20 protein-coding genes and 1 pseudogene are annotated in these 18,563 nt (G+C 70.6%); 10 read left to right on the plus strand and 11 right to left on the minus strand.

What is annotated here, in order from left to right; genetic code table 11:
* Positions 1-122: 122 nt before the first annotated feature.
* The 6 genes from P3T39_RS19665 to P3T39_RS19690 all read right to left on the minus strand — a co-directional run bounded on the left by P3T39_RS19665 (position 123) and on the right by P3T39_RS19690 (position 5,734).
* Entirely contained in the window at positions 123-671 is a 549-nt protein-coding gene (locus P3T39_RS19665) for an arginine repressor (protein WP_280699492.1), read from the minus strand.
* Positions 672-689: 18 nt separating this feature from the next.
* Entirely contained in the window at positions 690-1,898 is a 1,209-nt protein-coding gene (locus tag P3T39_RS19670) for an acetylornithine transaminase (RefSeq protein ID WP_280699494.1), read from the minus strand.
* The gene (argB, locus tag P3T39_RS19675; RefSeq protein ID WP_280699496.1) at positions 1,895-2,836 is read right to left on the minus strand and encodes an acetylglutamate kinase; all 942 of its coding nucleotides are present in this window, start codon (positions 2,834-2,836) and stop codon (positions 1,895-1,897) included. Before argB ends, P3T39_RS19670 begins: the two co-directional genes overlap by 4 nt.
* Positions 2,837-2,846: 10 nt before the next feature.
* Positions 2,847-3,998, minus strand: a complete 1,152-nt coding sequence (gene argJ / locus P3T39_RS19680) for a bifunctional glutamate N-acetyltransferase/amino-acid acetyltransferase ArgJ (protein WP_280699694.1) — start codon at positions 3,996-3,998, stop codon at positions 2,847-2,849.
* 104 nt (positions 3,999-4,102) lie between these two features.
* On the minus strand, positions 4,103-5,131 hold the full coding sequence (gene argC, locus P3T39_RS19685) for an N-acetyl-gamma-glutamyl-phosphate reductase (protein WP_280699498.1): 1,029 nt from the start codon (positions 5,129-5,131) through the stop codon (positions 4,103-4,105).
* A gap of 222 nt (positions 5,132-5,353) precedes the next feature.
* Complete coding sequence (locus P3T39_RS19690) at positions 5,354-5,734, minus strand: VOC family protein (protein ID WP_280699500.1); 381 nt, start codon at positions 5,732-5,734, stop codon at positions 5,354-5,356.
* Positions 5,735-6,911: 1,177 nt separating this feature from the next.
* Here P3T39_RS19690 and P3T39_RS19695 point away from each other — a divergent pair.
* Entirely contained in the window at positions 6,912-7,736 is an 825-nt protein-coding gene (locus tag P3T39_RS19695; RefSeq protein ID WP_280699695.1) for an aspartate/glutamate racemase family protein, read from the plus strand.
* A gap of 307 nt (positions 7,737-8,043) precedes the next feature.
* Here P3T39_RS19695 and P3T39_RS19700 read toward each other — a convergent pair whose 3' ends face one another.
* Positions 8,044-8,358 (minus strand): hypothetical protein, encoded by a 315-nt coding sequence (locus P3T39_RS19700; protein ID WP_280699503.1) that lies wholly within the window; start codon positions 8,356-8,358, stop codon positions 8,044-8,046.
* 519 nt (positions 8,359-8,877) lie between these two features.
* Between P3T39_RS19700 and P3T39_RS19705 the strand changes: the two genes are divergently transcribed.
* Positions 8,878-9,105: a hypothetical protein gene (locus P3T39_RS19705; RefSeq protein ID WP_280699505.1), complete on the plus strand. Its 228-nt coding sequence runs from the start codon at positions 8,878-8,880 to the stop codon at positions 9,103-9,105.
* Between the two features lie 28 nt (positions 9,106-9,133).
* Here P3T39_RS19705 and P3T39_RS19710 read toward each other — a convergent pair whose 3' ends face one another.
* A complete protein-coding gene (locus P3T39_RS19710) occupies positions 9,134-9,856 on the minus strand; it encodes an alpha/beta hydrolase (RefSeq protein ID WP_280699508.1) in 723 nt (240 codons plus the stop codon).
* Positions 9,857-10,136: 280 nt separating this feature from the next.
* A pseudogene (locus P3T39_RS19715) lies at positions 10,137-10,316 on the minus strand (IS5/IS1182 family transposase); the annotation flags it as partial.
* A gap of 245 nt (positions 10,317-10,561) precedes the next feature.
* Between P3T39_RS19715 and P3T39_RS19720 the strand changes: the two are divergent.
* Entirely contained in the window at positions 10,562-11,785 is a 1,224-nt protein-coding gene (locus P3T39_RS19720) for a beta-ketoacyl-ACP synthase II (RefSeq protein WP_280699510.1), read from the plus strand.
* A 405-nt stretch (positions 11,786-12,190) separates the two neighbouring features.
* The gene (locus P3T39_RS19725; RefSeq protein ID WP_280699512.1) at positions 12,191-12,850 is read left to right on the plus strand and encodes a TetR/AcrR family transcriptional regulator; all 660 of its coding nucleotides are present in this window, start codon (positions 12,191-12,193) and stop codon (positions 12,848-12,850) included.
* On the opposite strand, the gene P3T39_RS19730 is transcribed toward P3T39_RS19725, so the two are convergent.
* On the minus strand, positions 12,760-13,935 hold the full coding sequence (locus tag P3T39_RS19730) for a methyltransferase (RefSeq protein ID WP_280699513.1): 1,176 nt from the start codon (positions 13,933-13,935) through the stop codon (positions 12,760-12,762). The two genes, P3T39_RS19725 and P3T39_RS19730, sit on opposite strands and share 91 nt — an antisense overlap.
* A gap of 183 nt (positions 13,936-14,118) precedes the next feature.
* On the opposite strand from P3T39_RS19730, the gene P3T39_RS19735 reads away from it, so the two are divergent.
* Positions 14,119-14,472, plus strand: a complete 354-nt coding sequence (locus tag P3T39_RS19735; protein ID WP_280699515.1) for a hypothetical protein — start codon at positions 14,119-14,121, stop codon at positions 14,470-14,472.
* 6 nt (positions 14,473-14,478) lie between these two features.
* Here P3T39_RS19735 and P3T39_RS19740 read toward each other — a convergent pair whose 3' ends face one another.
* Positions 14,479-14,604 (minus strand): hypothetical protein, encoded by a 126-nt coding sequence (locus P3T39_RS19740; RefSeq protein WP_280699517.1) that lies wholly within the window; start codon positions 14,602-14,604, stop codon positions 14,479-14,481.
* Between the two features lie 417 nt (positions 14,605-15,021).
* Here P3T39_RS19740 and P3T39_RS19745 point away from each other — a divergent pair, with 417 nt between their 5' ends.
* The 5 genes from P3T39_RS19745 (at position 15,022) to P3T39_RS19765 (ending at position 18,523) form a co-directional block, all read left to right on the plus strand.
* Positions 15,022-15,438: a VOC family protein gene (locus tag P3T39_RS19745; RefSeq protein ID WP_280699519.1), complete on the plus strand. Its 417-nt coding sequence runs from the start codon at positions 15,022-15,024 to the stop codon at positions 15,436-15,438.
* A 12-nt stretch (positions 15,439-15,450) separates the two neighbouring features.
* Complete coding sequence (locus P3T39_RS19750) at positions 15,451-15,981, plus strand: GNAT family protein (RefSeq protein WP_280699521.1); 531 nt, start codon at positions 15,451-15,453, stop codon at positions 15,979-15,981.
* A 138-nt stretch (positions 15,982-16,119) separates the two neighbouring features.
* Positions 16,120-17,016, plus strand: a complete 897-nt coding sequence (locus tag P3T39_RS19755; RefSeq protein ID WP_280699523.1) for an alpha/beta hydrolase — start codon at positions 16,120-16,122, stop codon at positions 17,014-17,016.
* Positions 17,017-17,121: 105 nt separating this feature from the next.
* Entirely contained in the window at positions 17,122-17,331 is a 210-nt protein-coding gene (locus P3T39_RS19760) for a hypothetical protein (protein WP_280699525.1), read from the plus strand.
* Positions 17,324-18,523 (plus strand): polysaccharide deacetylase family protein, encoded by a 1,200-nt coding sequence (locus tag P3T39_RS19765; RefSeq protein ID WP_348534362.1) that lies wholly within the window; start codon positions 17,324-17,326, stop codon positions 18,521-18,523. Before P3T39_RS19760 ends, P3T39_RS19765 begins: the two co-directional genes overlap by 8 nt.
* Positions 18,524-18,563 lie beyond the last annotated feature (40 nt).

An 18,563-nucleotide genomic window follows, 5' to 3' on the forward strand; every position in this document is an offset into this window, starting at 1 on the left:
CAAGGGCCAGCGGTATGCGTGTCCCATACGGCGTTAGGCATAAGTATGCACGACACCGTATGAAATTCAAAACTGTTTACTTGTGCTGTCCGCCAGGTGGACTACCGCGCCCGGCAGGCGGGTTACTGGGCCTTGGACTGGGCCAGCTGCATCAGATGGTCGGCCAGCGCCTGGCCGCCCGCCGGGTCGCGGCTGATCAGCAGCACCGTGTCGTCGCCCGCGATGGTGCCGATGATCTCGAACACCTCCGCCTGGTCGATCGCCGAGGCCAGGAACTGCGCCGCACCCGGCGGCGTACGGAGTACGACCAGATTGCCCGAGGCGGTCGCGGAGACCATCAGCTCGCCGGCCAGCCGGGCCATCCGGCCCTCGCTGGCCGACTCCCCCATCGGCGCACGCGGCGTACGGTCGCCACCCTCGGCCGGGACGGCGTAGATCAGGGCGCCGTCCCGGTTGCGGATCTTCACCGCACCCAGTTCGTCCAGGTCCCGCGAGAGGGTGGCCTGAGTGACCACGAGTCCGTCGTCGGCCAGCAGTTTGGCCAGCTGGCTCTGCGAGCGGACGGGCTGACGGGTCAACAGGTCCACGATCCGCCGGTGCCGGGCCATGCGGGTCTGCGGGACCTGCGGCGTCGGACCGGCGGCGGGCTGGTCGGGGTGGGATGCGGTCATACTGATAATTCTCCCGGACTACGCTCGGTGCTTCGCGTCGGGGGCTCCCGCCCGGACCGAACGAAGGATCTCCGGCAGGGCAGCCAGGAAACTGTCGGCCTCCTGCCGGGTGAGCACCAGCGGCGGCACCAGCCGCACCGCGTCCGCGACCGCCGCGTTCACCAGGAACCCGGCCTCCTGCGCCACTGCCTGGACCTGCGCCGCGACCGGCTCGGTCAGCACGATGCCCAGCAGCAGCCCGGCACCCCGCACATGGCTGATCAGCGGATCGCCGAGCGCCTCGACACCGCTGCGCAGGTGCTCGCCGATCTTCTCGACGTGTTCGAGCAACCCCTCGGCCTCGATGGTCTCCAGCACCGCGAGACCCGCGGCCGCCGCCACCGGGTTGCCGCCGAAGGTGGTGCCGTGCTGGCCGGGCTGCAACAGTTCCGCGGCCGCGCCGAAGGCGACGGTGGCGCCGATCGGCAGCCCGCCGCCGAGGCCCTTGGCGAGCGTGACCACGTCCGGTTCGACGCCCTGCTCGGCCTGGTGCGCGAACCAGTACCCGGTACGGCCGATGCCGGTCTGCACCTCGTCCAGTACCAGCAGGGTGCCGGTCGCCCGGGTGATCTCCCGGGCCGCCGCGAGGTAGCCGGGCGGCAGCGGAACGGCGCCGTTCTCGCCCTGGATCGGCTCCAGGAAGACGGCGGCGGTCTCGGTGGTGACGGCCGCGCGCAGTGCCTCGATGTCGCCGAAGGGTACGTGCGTGACCTCGCCCGGCAGCGGCCGGAACGGGTCCTGCTTGGCAGGCTGGGCGGTGAGCGCGAGGGCGCCCATCGTCCGGCCGTGGAAGGCGCCCTGGGCGGAGACCAGATGCGTACGGCCCGTCAGACGGCTGATCTTGAAGGCGGCCTCGTTGGCCTCGGCACCGGAGTTGCAGAAGAAGACCCGCCCCTCACGGCCGAAGAGCCCGAGCAGACGCTCGGCCAGCCGTACGGTCGGCTCGGCCAGGAAGAGGTTGGAGATGTGGCCCAGCTGCCCGATCTGCCGGGTGACCGCCTCGACCACGGCCGGGTGGCCGGTGCCGAGCGCGTTGACCGCGATGCCGCCGACCAGGTCCAGGTACTCCTTGCCGTCGGCGTCCCAGAGCCTGGCACCGGCGCCGCGCACCAGCGGGATCCGGGGGGTGCCGTAGTTGTTCATCAGCGAGTGCTGCCAGCGCTGGGTCAGTCGGGCGTTGCTCGTCATGCCAGTCCCCCCAGTACGGTCGGCTCGTCGTCCGGGACGACCATCGTGCCGATGCCCTCGTCGGTGAAGATCTCCAGCAGCAGCGAGTGCTGCACCCGGCCGTCCAGCACGCGTGCGGTGCCGACGCCCGAGCGGACGGCACGCAGGCAGCCCTCCATCTTGGGGAGCATGCCGCTGGCCAGGCTCGGCAGCATCTTCTCCAGCTCGCTCGCGCTGAGCTGGCTGATCACGTCGTCGGAGATGGGCCAGTCCGCGTAGAGGCCCTCGACATCGGTGAGGACCACCAGCATCTCGGCACCGAGCGCGGCCGCGAGGGCGGAGGCGGCGGTGTCGGCGTTGATGTTGTAGACATGGCCGTCGGCACCGCGCGCGATGCTGGAGACGACCGGGATCCGGCCATCCGCGATCAGCGCCTTCACCGCGCCGGCCTCGATGTTGACGATGTCCCCGACCAGGCCGATGTCCACCTGCTCACCGTCCACCACGGCGTACCGCTTGACGGCCGTCATGGTGTGCGCGTCCTCGCCGGTCATCCCGACCGCGAACGGGCCGTGCTCGTTCAGCAGGCCGACCAGCTCGCGCTGCACCTGCCCGGCCAGCACCATCCGGACCACGTCCATGGTCTCGGGGGTGGTGACACGCAGACCGTTGGTGAAGGAGGACTTCAGGCCCAGCTTGTCCAGCTGCGCACTGATCTGCGGGCCGCCGCCGTGGACCACGACCGGGTGCAGCCCGGCGTAGCGGAGGAAGACCACGTCCTGGGCGAAGGCCGCCTTGAGGTCCTCGTCCACCATGGCGTTGCCGCCGAACTTGATCACCACGGTCTTGCCGTGGAAGCGCTCCAGCCAGGGCAGCGCCTCGATCAGCGTCATCGCCTTCGGCAGGGCGGTGTTGTTGCGGGCCTGTTCGCCCTTGGGTGCGATCTGCACGGTCTTCATGTCCCCCGGCTCAGGTGGAGTAGGCGCTGTTCTCGTGCACGTAGTCGGCGGTCAGGTCGTTGGTCCACACCGTGGCACCGGCCTGTCCCGCGTTCAGGTCGGCGGTGATGACCACCTCACGACCCGTCATGCCCACCAGGTCGCGGTCCTCGCCGACACTGCCGCCCCGGCAGACCCAGACGCCGTTGATGGCGACGTCCAGCCGGTCGGGGTCGAAGGCGGCCCGGGTGGTGCCGATCGCGGCCAGCACCCGGCCCCAGTTCGGGTCCTCGCCGTGGATGGCGCACTTGAGCAGGTTGTTGCGGGCGATCGTCCGGGCGACGTCCACCGCCTCCTGCTCGGTGGCGGCGTTCACGATGTCGATCCTGATGTCCTTGCTGGCACCCTCGGCGTCGCCGATCAGCTGCCGGGCCAGATCGTCGCAGACCGTACGGACGGCCTCGGCGAACTCGTCCGCGTCCGGGGTGACCCGGGCCGCGCCGGAGGCCAGCAGCAGCACGGTGTCGTTGGTGGACATGCAGCCGTCGGAGTCGATCCGGTCGAAGGTGGTACGGGTGGCGGCCCGCAGCGCCTCGTCCAGACCCCGGCTGTCCACGGCGGCATCGGTGGTCAGCACCACCAGCATGGTGGCCAGGCCCGGGGCCAGCATGCCCGCACCCTTGGCCATACCGCCGACCGTCCAGCCGTTCCGGGCGACCTGGGCGGTCTTGTGGACGGTGTCGGTGGTCTTGATGGCGATGGCGGCGGCCTCGCCGCCGTCCGCGCTGAGCGCCTCGGCGGCCAGCTCGACGCCGGGCAGCAGGATGTCCATCGGCAGCCGCACACCGATCAGGCCGGTGGAGGCCACGGCGACCTCGCCCGCGTTGAGCTTCAGCTCCTCGGCGACCTTCTCGGCCGTCGTGTGGGTGTCCTGGAATCCGAGCGGTCCTGTACAGGCATTGGCGCCACCGGAGTTGAGGACGACGGCTGAGACCTGACCGCCCTTCAGGACCTGCTCGGACCAGAGCACGGGGGCGGCCTTGACCCGGTTGGAGGTGAAGACGCCGGCGGCGGCGAGCGAGGGGCCGTCGTTGACCACCAGGGCCAGGTCGGGGGTGCCGGACGCCTTGATCCCCGCGGTGACGCCGGCGGCGCGGAAGCCCTTGGCCGCCGTGACGCCGATGTTCCGACCGCCTGTGCCCGGACCTGCGCTGCCCGGATCTGCGCTGCCCGGATCTGTGGTGCTTGGACCTGCGGCGCTTGGACCTGCGGTGCTCCGAGTGCCCGTCACGGTGCGACTCCATTCACGGGGAGGCCCAGCTCTTCCGGCAGGCCGAGGGCGATGTTCATGCTCTGCACCGCGCCGCCGGCGGTACCCTTCACCAGGTTGTCGATCGCGCTGATCGCGATGATCCGCCCGGCGTGCTCGTCCAGGGCGACCTGGATCAGCGCGGCGTTGGAGCCGTAGACCGAACTGGTCTGCGGCCACTGCCCCTCGGGCAGCAGCCGGACGAAGGGCTCGCCCGCGAAGGCCGCCGCGTACGCCTGGCGCAGCGACTCGGAGGTGACCCCCGGCCTGGCCTTGGCGCTGCAGGTGGCCAGGATGCCGCGCGGCATCGGGGCGAGGGTCGGGGTGAAGGAGACGGTGACCGGCTCCCCCGCCACCGGGCTCAGGTTCTGCGCCATCTCCGGCGTGTGCCGGTGGCCGCCGCCGACGCCGTACGGGCTCATCGAGCCCATGACCTCGCTGCCGAGCAGATGCGCCTTGACCGCCTTGCCCGCACCGGACGTACCGGAGGCCGCGACGATCACCGCCTCGGGCTCGGCCAGCTTCGCCGCGTACGCGGGGAAGAGCGCGAGCGAGACGGCCGTCGGGTAGCAGCCGGGGACGGCGATCCGCTTGCTGCCCTTGAGCACCTCCCGGTGACCCGGCAGCTCGGGCAGGCCGTACGGCCAGGTACCCGCGTGCGGGGAGCCGTAGAACTTCTCCCACGTCGCGGCGGACTTCAGCCGGAAGTCCGCGCCGCAGTCCACCACCAGGACGTCCTCGCCGAGCGCCTCGGCGACGGCCGCCGACTGCCCGTGCGGCAGCCCCAGGAACACCACATCGTGCCCCGCCAGCACCTCGGGCGTGGTCGGCTCCAGCACCCGGTCGGCCAGCGGCAGCAGATGCGGCTGCAACTCCCCGAACCGCACCCCGGCGTTCGACCCGCCGGTCAGTGCGCCGATCTCGACCTCCGGATGCCCGAGCAGGAGGCGCAGCACCTCACCACCCGCATACCCGCTGGCGCCGGCGACGGCGACGCGCAATGCCATGACGTTCCTCCTCAGCAGCTTGGCATGAATATACGCATCACGGAACATTCATGCAAGGAGCCTCCGGCGGAGCGGACTGCCGGCCGAGTTGGCCCGTGAGCGTCAGGTTGGCCCCGCTGAGCGCCGCAGTTGGCCCGGGCTGCGACCCCTAGCTATAGATGGCGGTTCCCAGATCCTGTTGGCGGTTGCGGGGTGGCGGCTGCATCGGTTGGGCGAGGGCCGTCAGAGTGGGTCGAGGCGGCGCTTGAGCAGGCAGAACTCGTTGCCTTCTGGATCGGCGAGGACGTGCCAGGACGCCTCCGCAGGCTGACCGATGTCGACGAGCTTGGCCCCGGCGGCCAGGAGGCGCTCGAGCTCGGCGTCCTGATCGCGGTCGGTGGGGTTGACGTCGATGTGCAGCCGGGCATGCCCGTTCTCCGGCTCGTCGTTGCGGATGAGGAAGATCGTCGGCTGCGGGCCGCCGAACCCTTCGCGCGGACCTATCTCGATGCAGCCCTCCTCTTCGCGATCGAGCTCTATGAAGTCCAAGACCTCGCACCAGAACCGCGCCAGCACCTCGGGGTCGTGGCACTTGAGCACGAGCTCACTGATACGGCATGCCATTGACGAAACCTACTCTCAGCATGGGAACTGCCGGGGCGGCCGCACGCGGATCTCATGGGCTCCCTGCAGTGAGAACAAGCTCGCGACCGTACCGGGCGAGGCGAGCGGGGTCGAATTGATTTCAGGCCCTCGCCTGGCCACATCGCGTCTCCAGGGTAGGGCCCAGTGCTTAAGCGCGTCCCGCCGTCGTTGGTACGGGGGCGGGGTCGGCGGCTGCCGGAGACGGTGAACTCGGCCCGGGACCGGCTGCTGGTGACCTGGCTGGCCGACGGAGGGCTTCGGATCGGCGAGCTCTGCGGGCTGCACCTGGTTGACCTGCACCTGCGGGAGAACGCTGCCTGCGGCGAGTGCCGCAGTCCTCACCTGCACGTCTGCCACCGGCCGGACAACCCGAACCGGGCCGAGGCGAAGACCAAGCACCCTTGGCGGATCGAGCACGGCACGGTGACAGGAGGGCTGATCAAGCGGGTCAGCCCGGCGATGGTGCACACCTACTTCGACTACCTCACCAGCGAGTACCCGGGTGGCGCCCGGCACGGCATGCTCCTGGTCCAGCTGCACGGCGCCGACACGGGCCGGCCCTGGGCCCCGGTGGGAGCCCGGCGGGTGCTCGGCCGCGCGGGGAAGCGCCCCGTCGTTCGACCAGCTGTTCCGCCCCGACATCGTCAAGGTCCCGCCGAACCACCCGGTCTACCGGTGGAACTGCCTGACTGCGGACTGCGAGAGATCCACGATGGGGCACGGCGACCTGTGCTCAGCCCACGCGATGCTCTGGCGCGAGCACCGCGACCGGGGAGGGACACGCGCCGAATTCCTACGGACTGCACCGCCGGTCGGTCACAACTCTCCGAAGATCGACAACAGCGACCTACGAAGGCTCCGGCACGCAATCGCCCCAGGTCAAGGTGCCAATCAGCACTGAGAAGGCTTAGCGCACGATCTGACATGGATGTTCCTCAAGCCCCGACCCCGCCCCGGCGGCTGCGCCCCAGCCGCCGGACCGCAGCTCACCCCGCCGACCACCGCCCCGGAGGACAGACCCATGACCACTCCCGAGAGCCCCGCCGACCAGCTGGCCACCGAGGCCGCCGACGCGCGGACCTTCGCTCAGTCCCTGGCCGAGCCGCCCGTGACGGACCGCCACCTGCGCCAGTGGTCGGCTGGTAGCTTGACTCCCATGACGGTGGCATTGATCGACTCAGGGCTTGGCCTCCTTTCCACCACAGGATGGCTTCGGCACCTCGCCCCGGAACTCGATCTGCTTCTGCTTCTGGACCCCGACGGCGCCCCCTGGGGATCGAGAACGGCCTCCTTCGTCACGGACCGTCTGTTCAGTGCCGCCCAATTGGCCGTCCAGCGGGGCGCGGAGGCCATCGTGGTCCCCTGCAACACCGCCACCGTCACCGCGATCGACGCTCTGCGCGAGAGTTTTGAACCCCGTGTGCCTGTGATCGGAACCGTGCCCGCCGTGAAATCGGCCGCAGCAACCGGCCAAGGCATCGCCGTGTGGGCAACAGTCCGGACCACGTCGAGTGACTACCAGGATCGCCTGATCGCGGACTACGCGAACGGCCGGCCTGTCGCGCGTGTCGCATGCCCCGGTCTGGCCGAGGCGATCGACCACGGCGACATGGCCGCAGCAACGGAAGCGATCGCCGACGCGGCAAAGCGGACCCCCCGGAATTGCGACTCCGTGGTGCTGGGATGCACGCACTACCCCCTGGTAGCGCCAGAGATTCTGCGGAGCCTGCCCACCGGAACCACCCTGTACGACAGCGCGGAGGCAGTCGCCCGCCAAACACTGCGGCGATTGGACAGAACCACAAAATCGCACAGCAGCACGGGCTCCATCGACGTGGTACTCAGCGGGCGCCGCGGAAATCTCCCAGCAGGCGCCCACGCCTACCCGGTGGGTCGCGCTCTTGCCGCCGCAGCGCGGGTGCCCCGCGAAATTCTCATCACTGCCGCAACTCGCGCCTCGATGGCTGCTCCAGCGATCTGAGCAAGCCCCGGAACCCCTTCATCTCGTCGGCCAGGCGTACAGCCACTCCGTTCGCGGCAGACCCCGGGAAATCACAGAGCGTGACAACTAGCCTATCTGCGCGACCTCTTATCCGTAGTTGTGGTCGCGCTGTCAAATGGATGGGGCCACGACCCGGCCAGCAACTCGGTGTCTATCCCGGCAGGTCCCACCTTCTTGCGGCCCATCAGATCCAGCAGCGACTTCAGCGCGGCCAGCACCTGGGCGCCCTCCGGGGTCGCGCCGAAGTCCACGACCTCGACTACGCCGTGTTTTGGAACGCTGCCGCTCAGCTCGTTGGCCTGGGGCGGCTACGGCCCTTGAGCCGCAACACGATCTCGTGCGCTATGTCGCTGATGTTGTCGCTCGTGGTGACATCGCGCTCGCGGCTGCGGGTGTCGCGGCAGACTACTTCGTAGCCCTCGCCGGTGTCGAGGACGGCCACGGAGACGTACCAGGTGGGGTCGTCCTCGTCGGGCTGGATGACGACGAAGGTGCTGTCGGAGTCGTTCAGGTCGTCGATGAGCATGAAGATGGCGTCTTCGGACGGGTCGTCGATGTGGTCACCGTTCTCGCTGTCTGCGCGGTGGTAGGTGGCGGCCACGGAACCTTCGAGGGACACGCGTTGCTGACGCGGGACAGGATGGCGCGTCCGGCTGACAGGACGGCTCTTCACTCGGGAAGCTGCGATGAGACCCCAAGTAGCCCTGCGTAGTAGTCACTACGGCCTGTGACCAGCGTTCGGTGTGGGATTTGGCGTGCTCCATGTTGCGCTTGGTTCGCAGACGGCCGGCAGACGACGCGGCCGGACGGATCGTGATGGGGTGTGGTCGGCCGACAGCGTGCTCGCTCAATGACAGCGCCGACGATCGACCTGCCGAGGTGTTCCGTAAGGGGATCCCTCAACGGAACACCGGCCGACGGGAACGGAGCCCCAGGTCAGGGTCTTCCGTATAGGTGTTCCGCGAACCGTCCCGGTGAAAGGGGCTAACCGGAGCACTTGGAGGTGTGACTGAGACTCGGCGCGTCGGACATGCCCGCTGCAGCACCGATGAGCAAGATGTGAACGCCGCGATGCATACCTACTGCCGGCGGCTGGCCGCCAACCCCGGCCCGGGCGCTGGTGGTCGAGTCGGTCGCCTGCCCGGCGATCCGCAAGGGACGGGCCGAGTGCCTCACGGCGTGGGCCCAGCTGATGGAGGCGCTGGTGGCCGAGCGCTGCCCCGACCGGCCGGTACCGCCGATGGCCGGTACCGCCGCGATCGAGGCGGTTGTGCATCTGCTGGCCGCCGCCATCGAGGAGGGCCGGGGCCTGTCCTCGATGAGCGGCATCCTGGCCGACACCGCCTAGCGTCTGCTGCCGGCCTGACGGCCCGGCCTCACTTCAGGTGCCGGGCGAAGAACCGGTCCCCGTCGTCCGCCTCGAACCACGGGGTGCCGGCGTGCCCGCCCAGATTGGCGTGCAGCGTCTTCTCCTTGGTGCCGAAGGCGTCGAACAGGTCCAGGGCCCGCTGCCGGGGGTTCCCTTCGTCGTCCCACTGCAGCAGGAACAGCAACGGAATGGTGACCTGCCGGGCCTCCTCGCGTTGGGCGCGGGGCACGTAACCCCCGGCGAAGAAACCGGCGGCCGCGATGCGCGGTTCGACCACCGCCAGCCGAATGCCGATGGCGGTCATCCCCGAGTACCCGACCGGGCCGCCGATCTCGGGCAGCGAAAGGAGGGCGTCCAGGGTGGTCCGCCATTCCGGGACCGCCTGTTCGACCATCGGGACGATGAAGGACTCGAAGATCTCGTCGACCGGCTCGCCGGCCGCCATCGCCCGGCGGAGGTCGGCGCGGGCCTGCTCGTCGACGGCGGAACGGGGCCGGTCACCGTGCCCGGGGGCGTCGATGGCGGCCACCGCGTAGCCGTACTCCCCCGCGGCGTGCCGGGCCCGGGCCACCAGCCGGGATTCCCGCTTGTGCAAGCCGCCGTTGTGACCCATCAGGATCAGCGGGGCCGGTGCGGATCCAGGCGTCCACAGGACGCCGGGGATCTCGCCGAGGGTGAATTCGCGTTCGAGGACGCCGTCGTCGAGGCGCTGCTCAGAAGTGAATCGCATGGTCGTGCCTTTCGGGAGTGCTCTTGAACGGCGCTCCCGGACGACCTATCGCCCGACCGTGACCCCGGAGGGGAGCACCCATGTCGATACTGCGTTCACGGGTACCACCTCCTCGTTCTCTCGCACGGCCTCCGGCAGGCTAGCAGTGGTCGCCGTGGTCCGCCAACGGGTTTTTGCGGAGGCTCCGTGGCCGGATGCCACGGAGTCGGAACACTACGCAGAGCTACTTGGGGTCTCATCTCAGCTTCCCGAGTGGAAGGCCAGGACGGGCGTGCCTGCTTCACAGCCACTCGGCGATCGCTGCGACGAACACGGTCGCCTGGAATCGGACGGCGAGCTTGTCGAAGCGGCAGGCGACGGCCCGGTGGCGTTTGAGGCGATTGATGCCGTACTCAACGGCGTGGCGGCCCTTGTAGTCCTCGCGGTCGAACGCGGGTGGCCTGCCGCCCGAGTGGCCGCGGCAAGAGTCCGCTGAAGTACTACGGGGGGCACTCATCCTCGACCTGCTTCGCACTGCGCGCGGGGCGTGCCGGTGTCGGCCATGACGGCAGATGGCCATACCCTACAAACCCAGGGCGCCGGACTCCGTGGATCGCCACACCTGATCGACCGTCATGCCCCTGGCAGAGTGGCCGGTGAGTCGATCTCTTCCCGCAGAACGTCCGTGCGGGAAGTTGTATCTCCACTACAAAGGGGGTTCACCCAGTGAGTGCCAACACCAACCACGTGGTGGTCACAGGTCTCGGAGCCACGACACCGCTCGGCGGCGACGTCACCTCGACCTGGTCCGCGATGCTGGCCGGGCAGTCCGGGATCAGCGCGATCGAGGAGGAGTGGGCGGCCGACCTGCCCGTGCGGATCGCCGGCAGGCTCAAGGTCGAACCGACCGAGGTCCTGGACCGGGTACAGGCCCGCCGGATGGACCGCTGCGAACAGATCGCACTCGTCGCCGCCCGCGAGGCATGGGCCGACGCTGGCAGGCCCGATGTCGATCCGGACCGGCTGGCCGTCGTGATCGGCACGGGCACCGGGGGCGCACTGACCCTGCTCGGCCAGGACGACGTGCTCGAAGCCTCCGGGGTGCGGCGCGTGTCGCCCCACACCGTCCCGATGCTGATGGCGAACGGGCCCGCCGCCTGGGTCAGCATCGAGCTCGGGGCCCGCGGCGGTGCCCACACCCCGGTCAGCGCCTGCGCCTCGGGGGCCGAGGCGATCGCGATGGGCCTGGACCTGATCCGTCTCGGCCGGGCCGACGTGGTCGTGGCCGGCGGTACCGAAGCCTGTATCTGCCCGCTGCCGCTGGCCGGGTTCGCGCAGGCCAAGGCGCACTCGACACGCAACGACGCACCGCAGCAGGCGTCCCGGCCCTTCGACGTCGACCGCGACGGCTTCGTCATCGGCGAGGGCGCCGCCCTAATCGTCCTGGAGCGCGCCGAGTTCGCCGCCGCCCGAGCGGCCCGCGTCCATGCGACGCTCGCCGGAGCCGGCATCACCTCGGACGCACACCACATCACCGCCGCGCATCCCGACGGCCAAATCCGCGCCATGCGCCTGGCCCTGGCCTCCGCCGGGCTGTCCCCGCTCGCCATCGAACACGTCCACGCCCACGCGACCTCGACGCCCAAGGGCGATCTCGTCGAAGCCCAGTCGATCACCGAAGCCCTCGGCACCCACCCGGCCGTCACCGCGACCAAGTCGATGACCGGCCACCTCTTCGGGGCGGCGGGAGCAATAGGCGCCCTCGCCGCGATCCTCGCGGTCCGCGACCACGTCATCCCCGCGACCCAGAACCTCGATGCCCTCGACCCGCAGGTGAAGCTGGACATCGTCACCGGCCAACCGCGGCACGGCGGGCTGACGGCAGCTCTGACGAATTCCTTCGGCTTCGGCGGTCACAACGCCTCGCTCGTGTTCACCCCCACCCCCTGAATCGGAGTCGACGGCCCCGCCGAGCCGAGCACCAGTCCTCGGCGGGACCCACCCAACCGTTGTGGCCGAGAACTTCCAGCGCTCAGGCCGGCGAACCCTGTGCACTGCAGCTGTGCTCGGGCATCGCCGGCAGGAGGTCTCGAAGGCAGGGGGCTGCCGGATGACCGTGCCCCCTTCTGGGGGGGAGCCCTGCCATATGACACGACATCAGTTGAGTCTCGCGCCGACGGTACTACTGCTCTGCCCCGGGGCGCCTTCCTGTGCGACCGGCTTGGCGGAAGCCATCTGGCCTACGACACCGCTGTGGGCAGGTGCGCTCACCGCGAAGACTGCGTGAACAGCTGAGCAGGGACGCCACCTGGGCCGTCAGTCCGACTCACCCGCCGCACTCGCCAGCACCCTCTTGTGCGCGGAATCGAACCCGCCGCACCGATCCTCCGCACGGGCAGGCGTCATTCGATAGCCGAGGCCGTCTGGAGCATCGCCGCAACGCGGGGCCTGGATGCGGCCAGCATGCGGGAGATCGCAGCCGAGGCAGGCGTCTCCCTGCGGGTCGTCCAGTACCACTTCACCGGGAAGCACCAACTCCTGGTCGCCGCACTGCAGATGCTGCACGAGGAGAACGAGCTGCGAGCGCGGAGCAGGATCCAGGCGCTGCACTCCCCCGTCGAGCCGCGCGCCCTGCTGCGGGCCGTCCTGGAGGAGTTCCTGCCGCTGGACGAGCAACGGCACATGGCACTGCGGGTGTTCGCCGCGTACTACGCGCGCAGCCTCACCGATCCGGCCATCGCCAAGGTCTTCCTGCACGACGCGTGGCCCGCGGAGCGGCTTCTCGCCGCCCTGATCGAACAGGCGCAGCAGGACGGCAGCGCTCCTACCGGGGCACGAGGCCGCCCTGCCGTCACCCTCATGTCGCCGGACGTGCTTCACCGGAGTGGAGCCGAACGAGGAGGAGGGGGGCGTGACGGGTGGGGTCAGTTCCTGACGGCGCGGAGGATGACGAACTTCGGGTCGCTGGTGACCACTTGGCAGTTGCCGAAGAGGCGACGGAGCTTGAGGTGGTAGCCGAGGTGGCGGTTGCCGATGACCCATAGTTCGCCACCGGGGCGCAGCGCCCGGCGGGAGCCGGTGAACATGCGCCAGGCGGTGGCGTCGGTGGTGGCCTGGTGCGAGTGGAAGGGCGGGTTGTTGAGGACCAGGTCCACCGTGCCGGGCGGGACGGCCGAGAGGGCGTCACCGACCAGGAACTCGGCCCTGCGGTCGGAGCCGGCGTTCGCCCGGAAGGTGGCTTCGGCCGAGGCGACGGCCTGGTAGGACTCGTCGATGAAGGTCAGCTCGGCCTGGGGGTTGGCCAGGGCCGCTGCCGTGCCGACCACGCCGTTGCCGCAGCCGAGGTCCACCACATGCTCACGGCCGTGGCGCTGCGGCAGGTTGTGCAGGAGGAACCTGGTACCGATGTCGAGGCGTTCCGCGCAGAAGATGCCCGCATGGCTGGTGACGGTCAGCCCGGAGGCGGCGCCGAGGCCGGCGGGCAGCTCGTAGCTGCTCGGCCACGGGCTGGCGGCGGGGGCGAGTTCGGGGTCCGGCGTGCAGAAGATGAGGCGCGCCTTCTTCGTGGCGAGCGAGGTGCGCGTCGGGCCGAGGATGCTCTCGAACAGCTTCAGCGTGGAGGTGTGGATCTCGGTGACCATGCCGGTGCCGACGATGACGGTGCCGGCATGGATGCCGGGCGCCAAGCGGTGCAGCTGGTCCTCCAGGAGCGCGAGGCTCTTGGGCACGCGGATCAGCAGAACGTCGATGCGCTCCGGCGGGGTGTCCCTGGTGGACAGGAGCCGTACGGCGTCCGCATCGACTCCACCGGGCCGGTCGTCGCGTGCGTTGCGGGCAAGGTTGGCCCGGGTCGCCTGTCGGCCGAGGAAGGAGTCGGTGATCTGCACGGGCCGATGGTCGGCGAGTGCCGTGACCAGGGCGCCCCACCGGTCGCCGAGCACGACGACGGTGCCGGACAGGTCCACGGGTTCGCCATTGATCCCCTTGAGGTGCCGCAGCAGGTACTCGTCGGCGGCGTCCCAGGCACGAAGCCGTTCGCGCGGGTCCTCGGGGAAGCGGGTGAGCTCGAAGTCACCCCATGGCGTTGTGAAGCAGTTCATCGTGCCCTCAGGCTAGCCGAGTCCCCGGCACGCACGGCAATCGTGGCAGGTGAGGGCCTGGACGGCGGCGAGGCTCGGGGTAACCCCGCCCGCCGGGAGCGCTCGGACCTCCGAGGCGGCCGACACTGGCGTGCGCACGTTGAGTTGACTTACGACTACATCAGGTAGTCATAGCATGTGGCCATGCGCACACGAATCACCCTCGCCAGCCTCGGACTGGCGCTCGCCGCAACCCTGTTCCTCGCGGGCTACCTGGTCGGGGCCGGGCACTGGCCCCTGGTGGGCGAATCCGACGGAGACAGCTCGTCGGCACCGGTCGAGCGGGTCACGCTGGCTCCGACCGGTCCACCCTCGTCCTCGGCGAGCGCGAGCTCGGGTCGGACCCACAGTCAGACCCCGAGCAGAACCCCGACAGCGGCCCCGACGGCCACCCCGACCGCAGGCCGCACGGCCGGGCCCTCGGCGGACCCGGATTCGGACTCGGACTCGGACTCGGACCCCGACTCGGACTCGGCCGAGGACCCGTCCGCCGATTGAGAGCGATCAGGGACGGCCGGCGCGAAAGAAATCGGCGCGGTCGTTGAGGGCATCACCCACGTATGCCGACATGGTCTGCGGCTGCTCCTCCCAGAGCACCGTCAGCCGTCCGTCGCTCAGCTCGTCCGACACCCACACATGTGGCCCGCCGGCTGTAGTGCGTCCCCGTTCGCGTACCGTCCACCCGGAGCGCCGGTGGTGGGCGGACGGCGCGCTCGGCGGGCCGCGCAACTGGTTGTCTCCGCCCCCGTGATCTGCGCACCCGGCGGTACGGCTCCGGCGGCGGCAGACGGACGGCACACGTACGGGAGACCGAGCCGTCGCCGCACCCCAGCTCACTTCAACCCGACTGGTACGTACTGGAGTTGGCGCCGGTACCGCCGGGCCTTCCCGGGCGACGGCATCCGCTGGCACCTCCTTCGGGCGGGACGGGGTGTCTACCGAAGGGCGGGGCCCGGCTCCCCGGCCGATACTGGCCGGGGAGCCGGCGGCCCGCAGAGGCCGGGAGACCGAGAGGCGCAGAGCGGCTCACGGAGAGGGCGGTGCAGCATGGACTGGAAGCTGGAAGTGGTCGTGGTCCCCGTCTCGGACGTGGACCGGGCGAAGAGGTTCTACAGCGAACAGGTCGGCTTCAACGTCGATGTCGACACCCGGCTCGGCCCGGAGTTCCGCGTCGTCCAGCTGACACCGCCCGGCTCGGGCTGCTCCATCACCGTGGGCACCGGGCTGCCGCAGGGCGTACCGGGCTCGCTCAAGGGCCTGCAACTGGTCGTCGCCGACGTGGAGGCGGCAAGGGCGCAGCTGGCCGAGCGGGGCGTGGACGTCAGCGGGGTCAAGCACTTCGCGGACGGCGTCCAGCAGGACGGCCCCGGCGGCCCCTGGAACTCCTTCGTCTTCTTCGACGACCCCGACGGCAACAGCTGGGCCGTCCAGGAGCGCCCGGACGAGGCGGGCGCGGCGGGCTGATAGCTTCCGGGCATGCAGAGGACCTTGTACGGCACCGATGTCACGCTACGGCCGGCCACCCTCGAGGACATCCCGCTGCTCGCCGAGATCCGGGCCACTCCCGAGGTCCTCGCCCGCTGGCGGGGTGGCGAGGACCTCGCGGGCGAGGTGGCACGGGACCTCGCCGACCCGGGCACCAGCACACTGACCGTCGAGTACCGGGGCCGCGTGGTCGGTGCGATCCAGTGGTACGCCGAGAACGAGCCGGACTACCGCCACGCCGGGATCGACATCTTCCTGCACCCCGAGGTGCACGGCCACGGCCTCGGCACGGATGCCGTCCGCACGCTGGCCCGCCATCTGATCACCGCCCACGGATTCCACCGGCTGGTGATCGACCCGGCCGCCGACAACGCGGCCGCCATCGCCTGCTACCGCAAGGTCGGCTTCCGGCCGGTCGGCATCCTGCGACGCTACGAGCGGGCCTCCGACGGCAGCTGGCACGACGGGCTGCTGATGGACCTGCTGGCGGAGGAGCTGACCGAGGACCCGCCGCTCGGCTGAGCCGACGGGTCAAAGTCGGCGAACCCGCCGGACGCCTCGTCAGAACACGTCGGTTGCACCGCGGTAGGGCAAACCCCACCCTCGAAGGACCTGGTGGCAGGATTGGGTGACACGGCCCGGCGGAGAAGACTTCACGCCATGCCGATCATCCACCGCACAGCTGCGACGCTGGCCGCAGCCTCAGCCGTCCTCTCCCTGGCCGCGCCCGTCGCCCGGGCTTCAGGTGCGAGCGAATCCCCACTCTCCTGGGGCAGTTGCCAGGGCACCGGCCTGGACTCGCGTCAGCGGTGCGCGACCGTCTCGGTGCCGCTGGACTACAGCCGCCCGCACGGCGAGCAGATCACCATCGCCGTCTCGCGCATCGCCGGCGAGCAGCCCGGGCAGCGCCGGGGCGTCCTGCTGCTGATCCCGGGCGGACCGGGCGGCTCCGGCCTCAACGGCCCTTCCAGCGCGGTGAAGCGGCTGCCGCAGGCCGTCCGGGACGCGTACGACATCGTCGGCTTCGACCCGCGCGGTGTGGGCCGCTCCACTCCCGTGAGCTGCGATCTGGCGCACGAGGACCTGTCGATGGTCAGGCTCCGGCCCTGGCCCGCCCCGGACGGCGGAATCGCCAGGAACGTGGAGACCGCCCGCCGGATCGCCACCACCTGCAACGACGTCGTATGGCCGCGTTCGACGGCGGGCTATCAGCAGGCGGTCACCACCGACCGGGCCGCACACCCGCTGACGGCCGGAATGCCGGTCAATGTGATGCCCTGCTCCTTCTGGCCGGCCCCGCCCGCCGAGGCGCCGGTCGAGGTCACGCCGGACGGCCCGTCGAACATCCTGCTGGTCCAGAACCTGCGCGACCCCGCGACCCCGTTCAGCGGCGCGCTCAGGCTGCGCGAGGCGTTCGGCGCACGGGCACGGATGGTGGCGGTGGACTCGGGCGGCCATGACGCCTACCTCGCCAACGGCAACGCCTGCGGCGACCGGACGGTGACGGACTTCCTGCTCAACGGCCGCCGGCCCGCGCGGGACGTCCTCTGCCGCTGACCGGGGCGGGTACGCGGCCGGGCCGGAGTCCCAGTTCGCCCGCGCGAGCTGCGCCGTCCACCGGGACGCCGACGGCGTCGAGGCACTGCGCGGCTGCGTGCCGGGGTGGACGCCACCGGGCGGCAGCGCCGCGAGATCACCGACCAGGCCGAGTGGTACGCCACGGTGGCCGACCGCTTCGGAATCGCACTGCCCGACTGCGGTCCGGCCGAGCGCGAGGCGCTCTGGCAGAAGGTGTACGCGGCCCACCTGGTCTGGAAGGAGCAGCAGGCAACGAGGGAGAACACGGTGGAGGAGACGGCCGCACATGCGTAGCGCTCCCGTCGCACCCGGCGGCGATCTGATCCGCTGGGTCGAACTACCCGGCACCGAGCCGGTCCGGATCTACGTCCACGGGCTCGGCGCAAGCTCGCCCGCGCACTTCACCGAGGCCGCGCTGGACCCGCTGCTGGCGGGCCGCCGCTCGCTGCTGATGGACCTGCTGGGTTTCTGCATCAGTGACCGGCCGACCGTGCCACAGGGCTGCAATCGAAGCCAACCGCGCCCTACGACTCCCAGTTCCGAAGGCGCCCCGGCCGCGACGTCACCCGGGTGCTCCGCGCGTCCCGGTCGCCCCGGCATTCAGCGCTGCCTAGGCTGGCCCGCAATGACAGTCGACCGCCGCACAGTGCTGCGTTCCACGGCCCGGCTGGCCGCGATCACCGCCGCCACCGGTGTCACGACCTCCTGCGGCGACAGCGATGGCGCCGGTGGCGCCGGTGCCACCCCGGAACGGGCCGGCAGGAGCCCGACACCGTCCACCGTGCCCGTCGGTCCCGGGCCGACCACGGCTTCCCCCACAGCCCCGACCGTTCCCGCGAGTCCGGCGCAGCCGACGGCACCGGCGCTGCCGACGCTCGCCGCGAACACCCCCGTCGAGGTGACCAACGGGCCGCGCAACCGCCCCCAGGTGGCCCTCACCTTCCACGGCCAGGGCGATCCGGCACTGGCCCTGGCCCTGCTCACCGCCGCCGAGGAGCACGGCGCCCGGCTCACCGTCCTGGTCGTCGGCAGCTGGCTCGACCAGCAGCCGCAGATGGCCCGGCGGATCCTGGACGGCGGCCACGAGCTCGGCAACCACACCCAGAACCACCGCGACATCTCCCACCTGCCCGCGGCTGCGGCCCGGGCCGAGGTCCAGCAGTGCGCCGACCGACTGGAGCGGCTCACGGGCTCGATCGGCCGCTGGTTCCGCCCCTCCGCCGCGCAGTACGCCACCCCGATGGTGCGTGAGCAGGCCAGGCTGGTCGGGTACGAGCACTGCCTCTCCTTCGACGTGGACCCGCGCGACTACACCGACCCCGGCTCCGAGGTGGTGCAGCGGCGAGTGCTCAACGCGGCCATCGGCGGCTCGGTGGTCGCCCTGCACATGGGGCACAAGGGCACGGTCGAGGCCCTGCCCGGGATCCTGGAAGGCCTTGCCGGACTCGGCCTGACCGCCGTGACGGCGAGTCAGCTCTGCGCGTAACGCCTGTCCCCAACCGGCCGCCTGTGCTTGGCTGCTGGCC

This window comes from Kitasatospora sp. GP82 (assembly GCF_029892105.1).
Classification (GTDB): domain Bacteria; phylum Actinomycetota; class Actinomycetes; order Streptomycetales; family Streptomycetaceae; genus Kitasatospora.

Excerpts from the sequence above, each read along its gene's own strand:
- P3T39_RS19665 (WP_280699492.1), bottom strand. The coding sequence starts at position 671 with ATGACCGCATCCCACCCCGACCAGCCCGCCGCCGGTCCGACGCCGCAG.
- P3T39_RS19670 (WP_280699494.1), bottom strand. The coding sequence starts at position 1,898 with ATGACGAGCAACGCCCGACTGACCCAGCGCTGGCAGCACTCGCTGATG.
- argB (WP_280699496.1), bottom strand. The coding sequence starts at position 2,836 with ATGAAGACCGTGCAGATCGCACCCAAGGGCGAACAGGCCCGCAACAAC.
- argC (WP_280699498.1), bottom strand. The coding sequence starts at position 5,131 with ATGGCATTGCGCGTCGCCGTCGCCGGCGCCAGCGGGTATGCGGGTGGT.
- P3T39_RS19690 (WP_280699500.1), bottom strand. The coding sequence starts at position 5,734 with ATGGCATGCCGTATCAGTGAGCTCGTGCTCAAGTGCCACGACCCCGAG.
- P3T39_RS19695 (WP_280699695.1), top strand. The coding sequence starts at position 6,912 with ATGACGGTGGCATTGATCGACTCAGGGCTTGGCCTCCTTTCCACCACA.
- P3T39_RS19710 (WP_280699508.1), bottom strand. The coding sequence starts at position 9,856 with ATGCGATTCACTTCTGAGCAGCGCCTCGACGACGGCGTCCTCGAACGC.
- P3T39_RS19730 (WP_280699513.1), bottom strand. The coding sequence starts at position 13,935 with ATGAACTGCTTCACAACGCCATGGGGTGACTTCGAGCTCACCCGCTTC.
- P3T39_RS19735 (WP_280699515.1), top strand. The coding sequence starts at position 14,119 with ATGCGCACACGAATCACCCTCGCCAGCCTCGGACTGGCGCTCGCCGCA.
- P3T39_RS19745 (WP_280699519.1), top strand. The coding sequence starts at position 15,022 with ATGGACTGGAAGCTGGAAGTGGTCGTGGTCCCCGTCTCGGACGTGGAC.
- P3T39_RS19750 (WP_280699521.1), top strand. The coding sequence starts at position 15,451 with ATGCAGAGGACCTTGTACGGCACCGATGTCACGCTACGGCCGGCCACC.
- P3T39_RS19755 (WP_280699523.1), top strand. The coding sequence starts at position 16,120 with ATGCCGATCATCCACCGCACAGCTGCGACGCTGGCCGCAGCCTCAGCC.
- P3T39_RS19765 (WP_348534362.1), top strand. The coding sequence starts at position 17,324 with ATGCGTAGCGCTCCCGTCGCACCCGGCGGCGATCTGATCCGCTGGGTC.